At 65.8% G+C, this 17,297-nt stretch carries 8 protein-coding genes; 5 read left to right on the top strand and 3 right to left on the bottom strand.

The features are described 5' to 3' along the window. Positions 1 to 23 precede the first annotated feature (23 nt). Together QCE62_RS04725 and QCE62_RS04720 are read right to left on the bottom strand one after the other, a co-directional pair. Positions 24 to 2,732: a mechanosensitive ion channel family protein gene (locus QCE62_RS04725; RefSeq protein ID WP_309914902.1), complete on the bottom strand. Its 2,709-nt coding sequence runs from the start codon at positions 2,730 to 2,732 to the stop codon at positions 24 to 26. Positions 2,733 to 2,877: 145 nt separating this feature from the next. After that, the gene (locus QCE62_RS04720) at positions 2,878 to 3,354 is read right to left on the bottom strand and encodes a hypothetical protein (RefSeq protein WP_309914900.1); all 477 of its coding nucleotides are present in this window, start codon (positions 3,352 to 3,354) and stop codon (positions 2,878 to 2,880) included. 404 nt (positions 3,355 to 3,758) lie between these two features. Between QCE62_RS04720 and QCE62_RS04715 the strand changes: the two genes are divergently transcribed. The 5 genes from QCE62_RS04715 (at position 3,759) to QCE62_RS04695 (ending at position 13,674) form a co-directional block, all read left to right on the top strand. Beyond that, positions 3,759 to 4,058 carry a hypothetical protein gene (locus QCE62_RS04715; protein ID WP_309914898.1) on the top strand — a complete coding sequence of 100 codons (300 nt, stop codon included), beginning with the start codon at positions 3,759 to 3,761 and terminating at the stop codon, positions 4,056 to 4,058. Positions 4,059 to 4,569: 511 nt separating this feature from the next. Next, complete coding sequence (locus tag QCE62_RS04710) at positions 4,570 to 5,403, top strand: IclR family transcriptional regulator (protein ID WP_309914896.1); 834 nt, start codon at positions 4,570 to 4,572, stop codon at positions 5,401 to 5,403. A 381-nt stretch (positions 5,404 to 5,784) separates the two neighbouring features. Next, positions 5,785 to 7,176 (top strand): MdtA/MuxA family multidrug efflux RND transporter periplasmic adaptor subunit, encoded by a 1,392-nt coding sequence (locus tag QCE62_RS04705; protein WP_309914894.1) that lies wholly within the window; start codon positions 5,785 to 5,787, stop codon positions 7,174 to 7,176. Positions 7,177 to 7,203: 27 nt separating this feature from the next. Beyond that, positions 7,204 to 10,335 (top strand): MdtB/MuxB family multidrug efflux RND transporter permease subunit, encoded by a 3,132-nt coding sequence (locus tag QCE62_RS04700; protein WP_309914890.1) that lies wholly within the window; start codon positions 7,204 to 7,206, stop codon positions 10,333 to 10,335. Between the two features lie 3 nt (positions 10,336 to 10,338). After that, complete coding sequence (locus QCE62_RS04695) at positions 10,339 to 13,674, top strand: efflux RND transporter permease subunit (protein ID WP_309914887.1); 3,336 nt, start codon at positions 10,339 to 10,341, stop codon at positions 13,672 to 13,674. Between the two features lie 31 nt (positions 13,675 to 13,705). Here QCE62_RS04695 and QCE62_RS04690 read toward each other — a convergent pair whose 3' ends face one another. After that, positions 13,706 to 17,269 (bottom strand): enterotoxin A family protein, encoded by a 3,564-nt coding sequence (locus QCE62_RS04690; protein ID WP_309914884.1) that lies wholly within the window; start codon positions 17,267 to 17,269, stop codon positions 13,706 to 13,708. Positions 17,270 to 17,297: the final 28 nt, after the last annotated feature.

The following is a 17,297-nucleotide window of genomic DNA, read 5'->3' as shown; positions in this document are numbered from 1 at the left end:
AAAGCGCCGCAGACGCACGCCGCTCAGCCCTTCCCCGGTTCGGATGCGGTGGGAATCTGCGGCGGAATCTGTACCGATTGATCCGTCGGCGGCGGCGCTGCCTGCGGATCGTGCGAAATGTCGCGCAGCGCTGCGGATTCGCTCTTCATCTGACTCTGACGCGCGGGTTCCGGACCCGCCATCGCCTCCTCGGGTTCTTCCGCCGGCGGCGCCTCGCCAGTCCAGATGCGCCGCGCGCGCTCGTGCCCGGCCGCCGCCGCGTCGCCGGACAGCGTGTCGCGCGTCATCTGCACGTGCATCTGCGGCACCGGAATGTCCATGCCGGCCTCGTCCATCTTACGCTTGATGCGCAGATTGAACGCACGCGCGACACTCCATTGCTGCAGCGGCCGCGTCTTGATCTGGCCTTTCACGACCATCCAGTTCGGATCGAAGCGGTCGAGTCCCCACACTTCCACCGGACCCAGCATCTCCAGCCGATAGCGGAAGTCGGACATCAGGTCCGCGCCGACTTCGCGGATCATCTGCGTGACTTCATCGACATCGGCCGAGAACGGCACGCGCACCTCGAAGACCGCATAAGCGAAATCACGCGACAGGTTCTTCACCGTCTTGATCTGCGAAAACGGAATGGCATGGACCGCGCCCTGGCCGTCGCGCAGGCGCACGGTGCGGATCGTCAGGCTTTCCACGATGCCCGCATGACCGCCCTCCACTTCGATCGAATCGCCTACTGAAATGGTGTCCTCGATGATGATGAACAGACCCGTAATGAGGTCGGCGACCAGCGACTGCGCGCCGAAACCCACCGCCAGGCCGATCACCCCCGCGCCCGCCAGCAGCGGCGTCACGTTCAAGCCGAGGTTCGCCGCCGTGACGATGGCCGCCACCGTGAGCAGGAACACGAACACCACGTTGCGCACGAGCGGCAGCATCGTGCGTGCGCGCATGCTCGGGCCGCGTCCGCCGCGCCGCGTCGATTCCGGCTTGAGCGCTTCCTGAATGCCCGTGTCGATCAGGATCCACACGAGCCACACGACGAAGAAAGTCAGCACGATCATCGCGACGGCATGCGTGATGCCGCGCGCGGCCACGCTCTCCTCGGCCATGTGCGCGAGCGAGAAGCCCCAGAAGCGCGACGACAGTTCGAGGAACACGAGCCACACGCCGACCACGATCATCGTGCCGACGAACTTCACGAGCCTGCGCACATACGCCGATTGCCGGCGCGGCTTGCGCGACTTCGGACGCGTGACGCGCACGACGATCGCCGACAGGAAGAAGCCGACGACCAGCAGGCCGGCGGTCGCGATCGCCATCTGCAACACGTTCTCGGACGTGCCGATGCCCATCAGCGTGGCCACCACCGACGCCGACGCCAGCAGCAACAGCGGCAGTTGCCACAGCGAGGCGACCACCTCGAAGGTTTCGGTCGCGGCCTTGCGCGTGTTGCGCTGCTCGTAGCTGCGGCTGCGGATCAGATGCGCGACGGGCCGCTGGAAGGCCAGCGCGAAATAAGCAGTCAGGCCGGCCGCGCCCATGTTCGCGAAGGTCGAGATGAGCGCCGAGAGATTGGTGCCGAGCTGCTGGGCGACGTCGTAGTTCGCGGCGGCATCGCCGAGCGCGCCGAGCGTGCCGATGACGAACAACAGCCGGCGCGCGCGCACGATCAGCAGGTTGACCGCCACGCGCCGGTGCGCCGAACCGAACAGCGAGAACATGATCAGGCAGATGGCCGAGAACACCGCGCCCGCGACGATCGCATAGGCGGTCACCATGGCCAGCGTGCGGCCGAGCGACAGCGGCATGTAATGGGTGAAGCTCAGTGCCGCGAGGAATGCGAACAGATACGGCGCGACGCGGCGCAACGTGAAGCGCAGCAGTTCGCCCGTCGTCGGATTCGAATGCAGCCCCATGTCGATGCCGTAGCGCGCCTGCACGCGGCGCTGAAAATAGACCAGCACGAACGCGCAGACGCCCCAGCCGGCTAGCGTCGCGAAGTAATTGAAGAGCGTGCGGCCGAAGGTCTCGCGGCTCTGGCTCGTGACGATCGTGAAGAGTTCGTTGCCGGCTGCGTTGAAGCGGCCGATCCAGTAGGCGAGCGGCGTCTTGCCGCGCCTGACGTCGGCTTCGATGTTGGTCACCGCCGAGGCAATCGCGCCGAGCAGCCCGGCGTTTTGCGCCATCTTCGCGACGACCGACGCCGCCGACGAATTCGACGATGCCGGCGCGACTGCCGCCGTTGACGCATCGCTGGCGCCGCTCGCGGCATCGGCGCTGCTGCCGGGGGCGGGGCTGGCGTCCGCTATTTCAGCGCCGGCCGGTGCAGCCCCGGCGCCTGGCGCGGAGACGCCGGCCAGCGCCGCGCGCTTCGCGTCGCGCAGGCGCTTGAGTTGCGCGACCAGTGCGGTGCGTTGCCGGTCGCTGTCGAGCGTGGCGATGAGCGTGTCAAGCGAGCGCACCATGTCGGCGTCGGACGCCGTGGGCGCCACTGCGTTCGGTGCCCCATCCGGCGCCGATGCAGGCGCCGCGGGCTTGATCAGCTCTTCGAAGGAAGGCAGCGTGAGGGCGGGTGCGGCATGCGCGAAGGAAACGACGGACAGCAGGACAGCGAACTGCAGGACAGCGAACAGCGGTGCTGGCGACGCTCGCCGCACGCGCGCGCAGGTCGCCAGCCAGAAGATCGCGACGAACGCCCACGCGCCGTCACGCGCGCGTTTGCATGACTTCATGACGATACCGGTTTTCAAAAGGACCGCCAGTTTAGCGGCTGCGAACTGCCGGCCGTCCGATGCGGACGTAACCGAATGTTAGCCATCGGTTGCATGCCGATTCGACAGATCGTTTGAACGGAGCCGCTTTCCGTGGGGGAAAGCGTCATTTGTCCATTTCGGCGCGCGCATTGCCCGGGTCCGAACTGGCCGTCGCGCCGGATGCCTGGACGCCCGTCTGGCTGCCCGCCTGCGCGCCGTCCGGACGCGTCGACCAGTCTTGCAATTTGCGTCCCGCCGATTGCAGGCCCGCGCCGGTCGCGCTCGCCGCGTTGTTGATCGCGGCCTGGGTGGCGCTGGCCGCGTTGTCGAAGTTGGCGCGCGCCGAGGCCGCGACGCCGCTCGCGGAGATATCGGGCATCGAACCGGCGTTGTCGAAATTCTGCTGTGCCGACTGTTTCGCCGCATCGACCTTCTGGCCGACATAACTCGCCGCCTGATCGAATTTCTGGCCCGTCTGGCTCGCCAGATTATTGAATGCGCCGACCGCCTGGCCGGCCGTGGCGTCGTGCTTCTCGCAGGCCGCGAGCAAGGCGAGCGCTCCGAGCGCGACCGCGATGCGGGTCAAGGGAGTCATCTGCATGGTGTTGCCTTCCGTCGTCTGTCGTTTGTCGCAATGCGTGCGCGGCGGCGCGCGACGCTGAGAACCCCGTATTTGCCCGCCCGATGCAAGGGAGGAATCCGGATCAAAGCTGGCGCACATCATACGCTGGTCCCGTCCAGACTTCGTCGAACGCGCCTTGCCCGACGCCGGCAAACATCCTTGCGCCAGCGACTTCACTCAACCTTGCATCAAAGGAAAACCCTGGCCGTCGCCGAGATCCGCAGAGAAGCATCCGTAAGTCAATTTCTCGAAAAAATCAGGCAAACCGTTTCAGATAGAGTAATTCTTCTACATTTAGGAGACTTCTAGTTTTGGCAGGCTATGCGGTTCGCATATATTTCCTCGCGTCCCGCCCTTCACGAAAGTCTCCCACCATGTTTTTCATGAGTATCGCCATCGCCCTCACCGCAGGGATGATGCTGTTCGAACCGTTCGCCCGCCCGCCGGTTTCGCGCTTCACTACGCCCCGCCTGCGCCGCAGCGTGGCCGCCCGCTCCTTCTTTCAGGCCGCCGTCGCACTCTTCACGGCGTTGTTCGTGGCTACCAGCCCGCCAGCGCCCGAACGCATCTCGCCGTTGTTCGTCATGTGCGTCGCCGTGCTCCTGACGCTCGCGAGCATTTATTGGCTGCTTCGTGGCCGACGTATCCTGAAACAGCGCCGCGTCTTCAACCATCGAAGCTGAAAGCTTGCGGCGGTCCAGTGGACCCGTTGTCCGCCTGACGTCATCCAGGCTTGCGTTCCGGACGGCGCCGCACGCATGAAAGCAGGCATTTCATTCCCCTCGCCGGGCTGCTTTGCAGGTATATTCGGGTCAAAGCATCAGACCTCGTCGGGCAAAAAAAAGGCGCTGCGTTTCCGCAGCGCCTTAAAAGTTCTAGCCATTCCGAGGGCCGTGCTAGAACCTGAGAGACGGTATCCCGAAGTCTGAGAACGGAAAGCGCAAAAGCGCACGTCGCTATCAAGTTTCGAAATTCAATTCCATTTTTTATGGGAACGTTGCCCAAGTCAAGCAAAATTTCTGACTCCGGGCAACTGCCCAACTTTATTACCGAAAAAAGCATGGTGTACCAAAAAGTTCATCGCTGATGCAGCTTATCGTCATGACTTGCATCGCTTGCAAGCTTTGAGATTTGTCCCGGTAGAATGTCGCGCCCCCGACCTTCGGAACAACGTTTCATAAAAAACAGGCTTACATGCAAAATGACCGGTCCACGGGTAAAGAGAGAACCCGAGAGAAAGACGGCGAGGAAGTCACCGCGCTCGCGCGAGGCCTCGACGTATTGCGCCGCATCGCCGCCGCCGACGCGCCCGTCAGCAACCGAGAACTGACCGACTGGACGGGCATTCCGAAGCCGACCGTATCGCGCATCACCGCAACGCTGGTCGGCGCCGGCCTGCTGTACCGGCTTCCGGACAGCGAACGCTTCGTCCTGACCGCCTCCGTGCTGGAGCTCAGCAACGGATTCTTACGCAATTTCGATATTCGTGCTCGCGCGCGGCCCTTTCTGATACAGCTTGCCGAGCGAACCGGACTTTCGGTGCATCTCGCTGTGCGTGACCGTCTGGAAATGGTCGTCATCGACGCCATCCGTCCGCGCTCCGCCGTCCTGGTTTCGCGGCTCGAAGTCGGCGGCCGGATGGATCTCACCCGGACGTCTGTCGGGCGCGCCTACCTCGCGGCGCTGGCCGAAACCGACCGGCGCGCGCTTATCGGCAGCCTGCAGACCGCCTCGGGCGACGAATGGCCGTCCATTGCCAGCAGTCTGCAACGCGGCCTCGACGACGCGCTGCAGCGCGGCTTTGCCATGTCGGTCGGTGAGTGGCACGACGGGCTGAACGCGGTCGCGGCGGGCTTCGTGGGTCCGTCCGAGGAACGCTACGCGGTCAATTGCGGCGGCGCTGCCTATCAATGCCCGCGCGAAAAACTGATCGACACCGTCGCGCCCGCGCTGCTCGAATGCGTCGAGCACATCGTGCGCGAGATCGGCGGCACGCATCCGGCGCCCGCCGTCCACGCCGCCGGTTGAGTCACGCGGGCCGGTTAAACTACGCGGCCCGCCGTGTCCGGAAGCCTGCGCCTGTTGCAGGCTCGTGGAAAGCCGTCGAAAGCTTGCCAACCCGCCCGTGTAACAGTCGTAATCAGCCGAAAGAATGACCGGTGGACGGGTCCGGACGCGGGACGTAGCATCATGCTTCGCGCGTGTCGGCGCCCCGCCGGGCTTGCAGCTTGCTAAGGTCGACGGCTTTGCTCGCGGGTAGCTGCCCCGACGCGCCCGTCGGTCCCGTCATGCGCCGGAGCCTGCGCTGCCCGGCGATTCGCGTGCCGCGCACCGCGCGCCTCCGAACCGTGATTGATTCCTCATCCGCGTCCTCGCAAGACAGAATCGAAAGACCCAGCCACCGAACAGATGGACGACCACAAGAATCCTTCAGGGCAACCGCGCCCGACGCCTCCCTCGCCCGCTTCGCCGGCTGCTCACCCTTATGCCACCACCCGCCGTCGCAGAGTCGTGCCGCTGATCATCGCGGTGCTGATCGTCGCGGGCGCGCTGGCCTGGTGGCATCCGTGGAACCGCAATGGCACGAGCGCCCCGGGCGCCCAGCATGAAGCGCGGCAAGGCGGCCGGCGCGGCGCCGCGAACGCGACGAACCAGCCGCAGCCGGTACATGTCGCAAGCGTCACGCAAGGCGAGATGCCCGTGGTCATCGACTCGCTGGGCACCGTCACGCCGCTCGCCAACGTCACGGTGAAGACGCAACTGAACGGCACGCTGATGAATGTCGCGTTCCAGGAAGGGCAGATGGTCAAGAAGGGCGACCTGCTCGCGCAGATCGACCCGCGTCCGTACGAGATCTCGCTGCGCAACGCGCAAGGCCAGCTCGCGCGCGACGAAGCGCTGCTGCAGACCGCGCGCCTCGACCTGCAGCGTTACCAGACGCTGCTGTCGCAGGACTCCATCGCGAAGCAGCAGGTGGACACGCAGGCGTCGCTCGTGAAGCAATACGAAGGCGCGGTCAAGTCCGACCAGGCCAACGTCGATACCTACAAGCTCGACCTGACCTATGCGCGCATCACGGCGCCGGTGTCGGGGCGCGTGGGCCTGCGCCAGGTCGATCCGGGCAACTACGTGACGACCGGCGACACCAACGGCGTGGTCGTCATCACGCAGCTGCAGCCGATCAGCGTGATCTTCACCACGTCCGAGGACAACCTCGCCGCCATCCTGAAGCCGCTGCACGCGGGCACGAAGATGTCGGTCACGGCCTATGACCGCGCCAACACCACGGCGCTCGAATCCGGCTATCTGGAGACGGTGGACAACCAGATCGACACCACCACGGGCACGGTCAAGCTGCGCGCGACCTTCGACAACAAGGGCGGCATGCTGTTTCCGAATCAGTTCGTGAACACGAAGCTGCTCGTCGATGTCATCAAGAACGCGACCATCGTGCCGACGCCGGCGGTGTTGAACGGCTCGTCGGGCGCGTTCGTGTATGTCGTCAAGCCGGACAACACCGTGACCGTGCGCAACGTGAAGGCCGGCCCGGTGGACGGCGAGCGCACCAGCATCAAATCCGGCTTGCAAGTGGGCGAGCGCGTGGTGATCGACGGTTCAGACCGCCTCAAGGAAGGCGCAAAGATCACCATCCCGGCCGAGAAGGCGAACGCGGCTTCGGGTGCTTCAGGCGCCTCGGGTGCGTCGGGTGCTTCAGGCGCCTCTGCCGCTTCGGGCGCTTCTGGCGCTTCCGGCGCGCATCACGGCGGGCATCGGCGTCAGCAGACGCAATCGCAGCAGTAACCCCGAGCTTCAGGTCACGAATACCGCATGAACCCATCTCGTCTTTTTATTCTGCGTCCGGTCGGCACGGCGCTCCTGATGGCGGCAATCATGCTGGTCGGACTGGTCGCGCTGCGCTTCCTGCCGCTGTCCGCGCTGCCCGCCGTCGACTATCCGACCATCCAGGTGCAGACCTTTTATCCAGGCGCCTCGCCCGACGTCATGACGTCGAGCGTCACCGCGCCGCTGGAGAAGCAGTTCGGCCAGATGGCAAGCCTGAACCAGATGTCGTCGCAGAGTTCCGCGGGCGCGTCGGTCATCACGCTGCAATTCAGCCTGGACCTGCCGCTCGACATCGCCGAGCAGGAAGTGCAGGCGGCGATCAACGCGGCGGGCAACCTGCTGCCCTCGGACCTGCCCGCACCGCCGATTTACGCGAAGGTGAATCCCGCCGACGCGCCCATCATGACGCTCGCCGTCAGCTCGAAAACCCTGCCGCTGACGCAGGTGCAGGACCTCGCGGACACGCGCCTCGCACAGAAGATTTCACAGGTGGCGGGCGTGGGCCTGGTGTCGGTCAGCGGCGGCAATCGCCCCGCGGTGCGCATTCAGGCGAACACGCGCGCGCTGGCGTCGTATGGCCTCAATATCGACGACCTGCGCACGACCATCGCCAATCTCAACGTCAACACGCCGAAGGGCAACTTCGACGGTCCGACGCGCGCCTACACCATCAACGCCAACGACCAGCTCACCGACGCCGACGCCTACAAGAGCGCGGTGATCGCCTACCGCAACGGCCGCCCGGTGATGCTCACCGACGTCGCGAGCATCGTGCAGGGCGCGGAGAACACCAAGCTCGGCGCGTGGGTCGATTCGACGCCCGCGATCATCCTGAACGTGCAGCGCCAGCCAGGCGCGAACGTGATCGCGGTGGTGGACAGCATCAAGCAGATCCTGCCGCAGTTGCAGCAGTCGCTGCCCGCGGCGCTCGACGTGCGCGTGGTCACCGACCGCACGACGACCATCCGCGCGTCCGTGCGCGACGTGCAGTTCGAGCTCCTGCTCTCGGTCGTGCTGGTCGTGCTGGTCATCTACCTGTTCCTCGCCAACGTCTACGCGACCATCATCCCGAGCCTTTCGGTGCCGCTCTCGCTGGTCGGCACGCTCGCGGTCATGTACCTGTGCGGCTTCTCGCTGGACAACCTCTCGCTGATGGCGCTGACCATCGCGACGGGCTTCGTCGTGGATGACGCCATCGTGATGATCGAGAACATTGCGCGCTACGTGGAAGAAGGCGAATCGCCGCTCGAAGCCGCGCTCAAGGGCAGCAAGCAGATCGGCTTCACCATCATCTCGCTGACGGTCTCGCTGATCGCCGTGCTGATCCCGCTGCTCTTCATGGGCGATGTCGTGGGCCGCCTGTTCCACGAATTCGCGATCACGCTCGCGGTGACCATCGTGATTTCGGCGGTGGTGTCGCTGACGCTCGTGCCGATGATGTGCGCCAAGCTGCTGCGCCACACGCCGCCGAAGGACAGCAAGCGCTTTGAGGCGCGCGCGCACCGGTTCATCGACTACGTGATCGGGCGCTATGCCGTGGCGCTGAACTGGGTGCTGGCCCGCCAGCACGCCACCTTGTTCGTCTTCGTGCTGACGCTGGTCTTCACGGCGGTGCTCTACATCTACATTCCGAAAGGCTTCTTCCCGGTGCAGGACACCGGCGTGATCCAGGCCATCACGCAGGCGCCGCAGGCCGCGTCCTACCAGGCCGTGGCGGACCAGCAGCAGGCGCTCGCGAAGAAGATCCTGCAGAACCCGGACGTGGAAAGCCTGACGTCGTTCATCGGCGTGGACGGCACCAACATCACACTGAACAGCGGCCGCATGCTCATCAACCTGAAGCCGCGCGACGACCGCAGCGACACGTCGAGCGACGTGATCCGCACCATTCAGGGCGAAGTGGCGGACATTCCGGGCATCAAGCTGTACATGCAGCCGGTGCAGGACCTGACGATCGACTCCACCGTCAGTCCGACGCAATACCAGTTCATGCTGACCGACCCGAATCCGTCCGAGTTCGCGGAATGGGTGCCGAAGCTCGTCGCGCGCCTGCAAGGCACCTCGGTGCTCACCGATGTCGCGACCGACCTGCAGCAGAACGGCCAGTCGGTGTATATCGAGATCGACCGCGCGACGGCCGCGCGCTTCGGCATCACGCCGGCCACCGTCGACAACGCGCTGTACGACGCCTTTGGCCAGCGCATCATCTCGACCATCTTCACGCAGTCGAACCAGTACCGCGTGATCCTGGAGGCCGAGCCCAGCGACGCCCACTACAGCGACACGCTCAACGGCATTTACCTGCCCTCCTCCACCGCGACCAACGGACAGGTCCCGCTCTCGGCCATCGCCAAGTTCCACGAACGCGCGGCGCCGCTGCTCGTCACGCACCTGGGCCAGTTCCCGGCCACGACCGTGTCCTTCAATCTCGCCAAGGGCGCGTCGCTCGGCGAAGCCGTGAAGGCCATCGAGCAGGCGAAGCAGGACATCGGCCTGCCCGCCTCGTTCCAGATCCGCTTCCAGGGCGCGGCGCTCGCGTTCCAGGCGTCGCTGTCGAACGAGCTGTTCCTGATCCTCGCGGCCATCGTCACGATGTATATCGTGCTCGGCGTGCTGTACGAGAGCTTCATCCATCCGATCACCATTCTCTCGACGCTGCCCTCGGCGGGCGTCGGCGCGCTGCTCTCGCTGATGATCACCGGGCACGACCTGGACATCATCGGCATCATCGGCATCGTGCTGCTGATCGGCATCGTGAAGAAGAACGCGATCATGATGATCGACTTCGCGCTCGAAGCCGAGCGCGAGGAAGGCAAGCCGCCGCGTGAAGCCATCTTCCAGGCCTGCCTGCTGCGCTTCCGGCCGATTCTCATGACCACCATGGCCGCGCTGCTCGGCGCGCTGCCGCTGATGCTCGGCTGGGGCGCGGGCTCGGAGCTGCGCCATCCGCTCGGCATCGCGATTGTGGGCGGCCTGATCGTGTCGCAGTTGCTGACGCTGTTCACGACGCCGGTCATCTATCTCGGCTTCGATTCGCTCGCCCGCAAGCTGCGCGCGCGCTTTCATCGCGGCACGACGAACGGGCCGCGCACGCCCGCCGCCGGTGAGGGACGCTGAGTCATGAACCTGTCGCGCATCTTCATCGACCGGCCGGTCGCGACCACGCTGCTCGCGATCGGCATTGCGCTCGCGGGCATGTTCGCGTTCGTGCGGCTGCCGGTCGCGCCGCTGCCGCAGGTCGATTTCCCGACCATCTCGGTGCAGGCGTCGCTGCCCGGCGCGAGCCCGGAGACGGTCGCGACCAGCGTGGCCAGTCCGCTCGAACGGCATCTCGGCACCATCGCCGACGTCAGCGAAATGACCTCGATGAGCTCGGTCGGCACGACGCGCATCACGCTCCAGTTCGGTCTGAACCGCGACATCGACGGCGCCGCGCGCGACGTGCAGGCCGCCATCAACGCAGCACGGGCCGACCTGCCCACGGCGTTGCGCAGCAACCCGACCTACCACAAGGTGAACCCGGCCGACGCGCCCATTCTGGTGCTCGCGCTGTCCTCGCCCACGCGCACGCCGGGCGCGCTCTACGACTCCGCCGCGACGGTGCTGCAACAGACCTTGTCCACGGTGCCGGGCGTCGGCGAAGTGGACGTGAGCGGCTCGGCGAATCCGGCGGTGCGGGTCGAACTGGAGCCGGGCGCGCTGTTCCACTACGGCATTGGACTCGAAGACGTGCGCGCCGCGCTGGCCTCGGCGAACGCGAACAGCCCGAAAGGCGCGATCGAGTTCAAGGGCACGCACATCCAGCTCTACACCAACGACCAGGCGAGCAAGGCCGCGCAGTACAAGGACCTGGTGATCGCGTACCGCAACGGTTCGGCGGTGAAGCTCTCGGACGTCGGCGAAGTGGTCGATTCCGTGGAAGACCTGCGCAATCTCGGTCTCATCAACAACAAGCGCGCGGTGCTGGTGATTCTCTACCGCCAGCCAGGCGCGAACATCATCGAGACCATCGACCGCGTCAAGGCGATGCTCCCGCAATTGCAGGCCGCGCTGCCCGCCGACGTGCAGATCACGCCGACCGCCGACCGCTCGACCACCATCCGGGCGTCGCTGCACGATACCGAAGCGACCCTCGTGATCGCGGTGGCGCTGGTCGTGATGGTCGTGTTCCTGTTCCTGCGCAACTGGCGCGCGACGCTGATCCCGAGCGTCGCCGTGCCGATCTCGATCATCGGCACGTTCGCGGCCATGTACCTGCTGGGCTTCTCGCTCGACAACCTCTCGCTGATGGCGCTGACCATCGCGACCGGCTTCGTCGTCGACGACGCCATCGTTGTGCTGGAGAACATCACGCGGCATGTCGAGAAAGGCGTGCCGCGCATGCAGGCCGCGATCATCGGCGCGCGCGAAGTCGGCTTCACGGTGGTGTCGATCAGCGTGTCGCTGGTGGCGGTGTTCCTGCCCATCCTGCTGATGGGCGGCATCATCGGGCGGCTGTTCCGCGAGTTCGCGCTGACACTGTCGCTCGCCATTGCGGTGTCGCTGGTCGTGTCGCTCACCGTCACGCCGATGATGTGCTCGCGCCTGCTCGAAGAACCGGGCGAGCGCCGGCAGGAAGGCCGCATCGCGCAATGGCTCGAACGCCAGTTCCAGCGCCTGCAGGGCGGCTATACGCGCACGCTGGACTGGTCGCTCGCGCATCCGCGGCTGATCCTGATGACGCTGTTCGCCACCGTGCTCCTGAACGTGTTCCTCTACGTGATCGTGCCGAAGGGCTTCTTTCCGCAGCAGGACACGGGACGCATCATCGGCGGCATTCAGGCGGACCAGAGCACGTCGTTCCAGGCCATGAAAGGCAAGTTCTCGCAGATGATGAAGATCGTCGAGGCCGATCCGGCGGTGGACAGCGTCGCCGGCTTCACGGGCGGGCGCTCGACCAACAGCGGCTTCATGTTCATCTCGCTCAAGCCGAAGAGCGAGCGCAAGGTCTCCGCCGATCAGGTCATCAACCGCCTGCGTGCGCCGCTCGGCGATGTCGCCGGCGCGCGCACTTTCCTGCAGGCGGTGCAGGACATTCGCGTGGGCGGGCGGCAATCCAACGCGCAATACCAGTTCACGCTGCTGTCGGACACGACCGCCGATCTCTACAAGTGGGGGCCGATTCTCACCGACGCGCTGCAGAAGCGCCCCGAACTCGCCGACGTCAATTCCGACCAGCAGCAGGGCGGACTCGAATCGATGGTCACGTTCGACCGTTCCACGGCCGCGCGCCTCGGCATCAAGCCGGCGCAGATCGACAACACGCTGTATGACGCATTCGGCCAGCGCCAGGTCTCGACCATCTACAACCCGCTGTCGCAGTACCACGTCGTCATGGAACTCGCGCCGAAATACTGGCAGGACCCGGAGATGCTCAAGCAGATCTGGATCAGCACCTCGGGCGGCACGGCGAGCGGTTCGTCCTCGACGCAATCCACCACCACGTCCAGCACCACCTCCACGGCTTCGACCTCGGCCACCGGTTCGACCGGCGCGGGCGGCGCTTCCACGAGCGCGACGGACACCAGCGCGGCGCTCGCGCTGGCCGCGGTGAAGAACTCGGCCACCAATGCGATCGCCGCCACGGGAAAGAGCGGCTCATCGTCGGGCGCGGCGGTGTCCACGTCGAAGGAAACCATGGTGCCGTTGTCCGCCATCGCGAAGTTCGGGCCGGGCAACACGCCGCTGTCGGTGAATCACCAGAGCCAGTTCGTCGCCTCGACCATCTCGTTCAACCTGCCGCCCGGCAAGTCGCTCTCCGACGCCACCGCCGCGATCTACGAGACCATGGCCGCGATCGGCATGCCGCAGACAATCCACGGCAGTTTCCAGGGCACGGCGCAGGCGTTCCAGCAGTCGGTCAGCACGCTGCCCATCCTGATCCTCACGGCGCTTGCGGCGGTGTATATCGTGCTCGGCATGCTGTACGAGAGCTATATCCATCCGATCACGATTCTCTCGACGCTGCCCTCGGCGGGCATCGGCGCGCTGCTCGCGCTGCTGCTCTTCAAGACGGAGTTCAGCATCATCGCCTTCATTGCGGTGATCCTGCTGATCGGCATCGTGAAGAAGAACGCGATCATGATGGTCGATTTCGCGATCGAGGCCACGCGCCACGGCGCAGCCACGCCGCGCGACGCGATCCGCGAGGCGTGCCTGCTGCGCTTCCGCCCGATCATGATGACGACCGCCGCCGCCCTGCTCGGCGCGCTGCCGCTCGCCTTCGGCACCGGCGAGGGATCCGAGATGCGCGCGCCGCTCGGCATCGCGATCGTCGGCGGGCTGATCGTCAGCCAGATGCTCACCCTCTACACCACGCCGGTCGTCTATCTCTACATGGACCGCTTCCGCATCCGCGCGGAAGCCCGGCGGGCGCGCCGCCAAGGCCGCGCGCGTCCGGCGGGCGCAGCGGAATGACGCGCGGGCGGCAAGGTTCCGCGCGCGGCGCTCAATTCGAAAGTATCGAACGGAGCCGCTCGCGTAGTCGCGCCCGCGCCTCGATGCCTTCCCAGACGTCGGCACGCACGGAATAGTTGGACGCGATGTGCGTTTGCGGCAGTTCGGCGATGCTCCCCGTCTTCGGATCGCGCACGATCCAGTAAGCGCGGCGGCCGCCGAGCGTGCGCACTTCCAGCATGTTGTCGCCGACGCCGAAAGCATAGAAGCCGTCCCGGAAGAGGAAAGCCGCATTGTTCCGTTCCAGCCAGTCGATCGTGGCGGGCAAATCTCTATGCCGGTGATTCATCCAGTCGAGAAACTTGCCCTTGATGCCGAGCGTCGGAATGTGGGTCACAAAATGCGTCGTGCCGGGGGGCAAGAGCGATTCCGGACGCTGATCGAAGCGGTACAGCTCCTCGCTGGTTCCAGTGTCGCGGGCATAGCTGTACGAGTTCCGGTTCGAGGCGGGCGGCGTCACCGGCACGCCGCCCTCGCCGGTCAGCTTCCACGTCGAGCGGGCTCCTTCGAACGCCGTGGTGACGAAGGGCACATAGACGGTGTGACCCACGGTCAGGTACTTGCCGTCTTCGGCATGCACCAGGCGTCCGTTGTCATGGCGGAAGACGCCGTTGAGGCTCGGTGACGATGGCACGGCGCCCACATACACGTAGCCATCCGAACCGACCCGCAACGTCTTGTTCCAGTCGCGCGGATAGTGGAATCGCCCGTCCGACCCCATCACGAACCGCTTGATGTTGCCGGGGTACTGGGTGCTCGCGCGATAGGTCCAGTTCACGTAGACATTGTCCGACGCGTCCGCGTAGAGGATGGCCGGATGATCCACGCCGCCGCCGTACGCGTGCAACGTCATCGGTCCTCGATATTCCTCGTGCGCGGCCTGTCTGCGGCTGGCGTCGTCGAGCCGCTGGAGGGCATCGCCATAAAAATTGGCCTGGAGAAAGTTGGGGTTGTCCTTCGGCGCATGACCAACCACCTTGCCGTCGCGCACGACCGGCACGACGAACGGTTGGTACGCCGGCTCCTGCCACGCCTTCGAGTTCATCGGGAAGCGCGCGAGTTGCGGCTGCGCGCCGGCGGTGCGCTGCGCCCCGTACACGTCCCATCGGTAGGCCGGATTGTCCTTGAAATCAGACATGACGCCATCCTTGGTTTCCCACCATCCGATGACCTGCGTCGAGTCGATGGTGCCCATCGCGGCGAACTCGCGATTGTCCGGCGCGCTCGCGTGGCGGCCCAGCGTGGCATTGACGTCCACGAGGTTGGGACCGGGCGAGATCACGTAGACGAAGCCGCTGCGCCCGAGTCGTTTGAGACGGTCGAGCGCGACGCCCGGATTCGCGAACGTGGCGAGATAACCGGCGCTGTCGAGGTCGCGTTTGCCGGAGCCGACATCGAAGTCGTGCGTGACCAGATTGACATCCTTGAGCGACGTCGCGAGCACGTGAAAGCCGCCTTCGGTGCTCATCTCGAGCGGCGTCAGCGTCGACGGCCTGAACAGGAAATCCGGCTCGGCGTTCCGCGGCGTGCGCTCCCCTGCGCGCTTGAAATCCGCGTGCGGATAGGCGCCGGAAGGCGGATTGACCGCGGTTGCGACGGGCGGCGGCAAGTCCGCCACCGGCACGACCGGAAAGGAGAGATTGAGCGTGTCGTGCGGATTGGACAGTGCGGCCTGGCCTGCCGGCGTGTCGCCGGCGTTCTCCGCATACCAGGTCGTCGCGGCGCCCCGCACGCCGCCCTCCGTATGACGGCCGGAAAGAAACGCGCGCCGCACGGCCGAACTCATGTGTTCGAAGTCCGCGTAATCAAAGACGCCGTAGTCCGGTGCAAGCAGCTCGTAACGGTCGGTGCGGTAATCGTTGCCCGGCGTGATCCTCCGGATCAGGAGCGGATCGCTCCGGGCGAAACCGCTGGCCGATCCGTCCGCGGGCGGCGTCTGGCGCGCGAGATCGATCACGACCATGGTGTTGCGTGAACCGCGCGTGGCGCTGTCGGCGAAGTAGCTCGAACCGAACTGCGTTGCGAGATCGTTGATCAACTGGTCCGCGCTGCCGATTGCGCTGTCGCCGGCATGCCGGATGAAGCGCGCCACGTCGACGGACGAAGCCATCGGCGTGCTGCCGTGCTGGCGGCGCAGGGTGTCGAGCAGTTGCAGGCGGCGCGCCTGATCGAGCGCGCGCGGGTCGAGCGGCTCGAGGGCGTCGCGAAAATCCGGCATCCCGTAATCGCCGACCATCCGCAACGCGTAGCTCGCCAGCGCCTCGTTGCGGTCGACGCCCGCAAGCGGCTGGCGCGCGCCCTCGAAGATCGCGGCGGGCGTCAGCGGATAGGGCCGGAGCGCGGTGTCCGCGTACAGCTGGTAGTCGTAGTCCGACTCCGGCGGATTGGAGCCCGGGGTGCCCGGACGGGATGCGAGCACGGGCGCGGGTGCCGATCCGTCCAGTCCATGCCGCGAATAGACCTGCATCTGCACCGGCGAGGCCCGCCATTCGGTGCCGGAAAACGCGACATCGAGATAACCTTCGAGCGAACGCTGCATTTCGATCCGGCTGCCGTAGCGGAAGGCGCCGTTGTTGGGGTCGAAGATGGTCCAGCTGTCGCTTTCACCGCGTTGCACGAGCAGCGCATGCCCCCGTTCCTGCAGGGTGCCGAACGCCTCCATGCCGATTTGAAGGTACGCCATGTCGGCGGGCTGCAACAGCGCGAAGTCGTCGCGCATGGCGCGCAGCCGGTCGGAGGGCGCCGCATACCGCGCTCTGAGATTGTTGGGCACGAGCGGCGTGTAGTGGCTGAAACCGAGCCTGTACGCGTTGGTCTGGAAGTTGTCGACATGCTCGCAGAAGTCCCGGTGCGCGGGCGAGTTCGAATCGGCGTCCGCGTCGAGGCGCATGCCCTGCACTTCCGAGAACAAAGTCCGATCGGGCCGTTCCGCACTTCGGTCCACGCGTCGCATCGCTTCGAGGACGATGCCGTCGCACGCGCCCGTCTCCGGATAACCGCACTTTTTGCGATAGTCGGCCTGATCGAACTTGACGCAATCTGCAGCTCTCGCCCGCAACCGATCGCCGCCGCGCCGCTCGCGAAAAATATCCGTGCTGGGCGTGCCCTGGCAGGCGCCGCGCTTCACGCGCGAGTGCGCATCTTCGGTTGCGGCGGCGCTGGAAGGCAGGGAGCCGGCCTGGACGTCGGCGCGTGGCAGCGGCGGCGTGGCCGCCGGCACGACGTCGTCCTCGCGCCGGCTTGCCTGGAGCTGGGACGCGGTCGACTGAACCGGCCGATCGGTCTTGTTCGCTTCGTTCGCTTCGTTCGCTTCGTTCGCGTCGTTCGTTTCTTTCGATTCGTCCGCCGGCGTTCCCGCTTCATTGGCCAACGCAGACGAACCGGCATCCGCAGGCTCGCGCGCATCGGCTGAATCGGCCGCGTTCTGAGGACTGTCGCGCGGCTCCGGCGCTGCGCCTTGCGCGTCCGACGTCCCTGCGCGCGGCGACGCATCCGGTTCGGCAGCCGCAAACGACCCGGCGCCCGGGCTGGCGCCGCTGACACGGGAAACGCCCATCACTTTCTCCCAGGCAACGCGAGGGAGC

The sequence above is a fragment of the Caballeronia sp. LZ033 genome (genome assembly GCF_031451265.1).
GTDB lineage: Bacteria > Pseudomonadota > Gammaproteobacteria > Burkholderiales > Burkholderiaceae > Caballeronia.
Note: the sequence above shows the minus strand (reverse complement) of the source record. Positions and strands in the feature narration are given on the sequence as shown.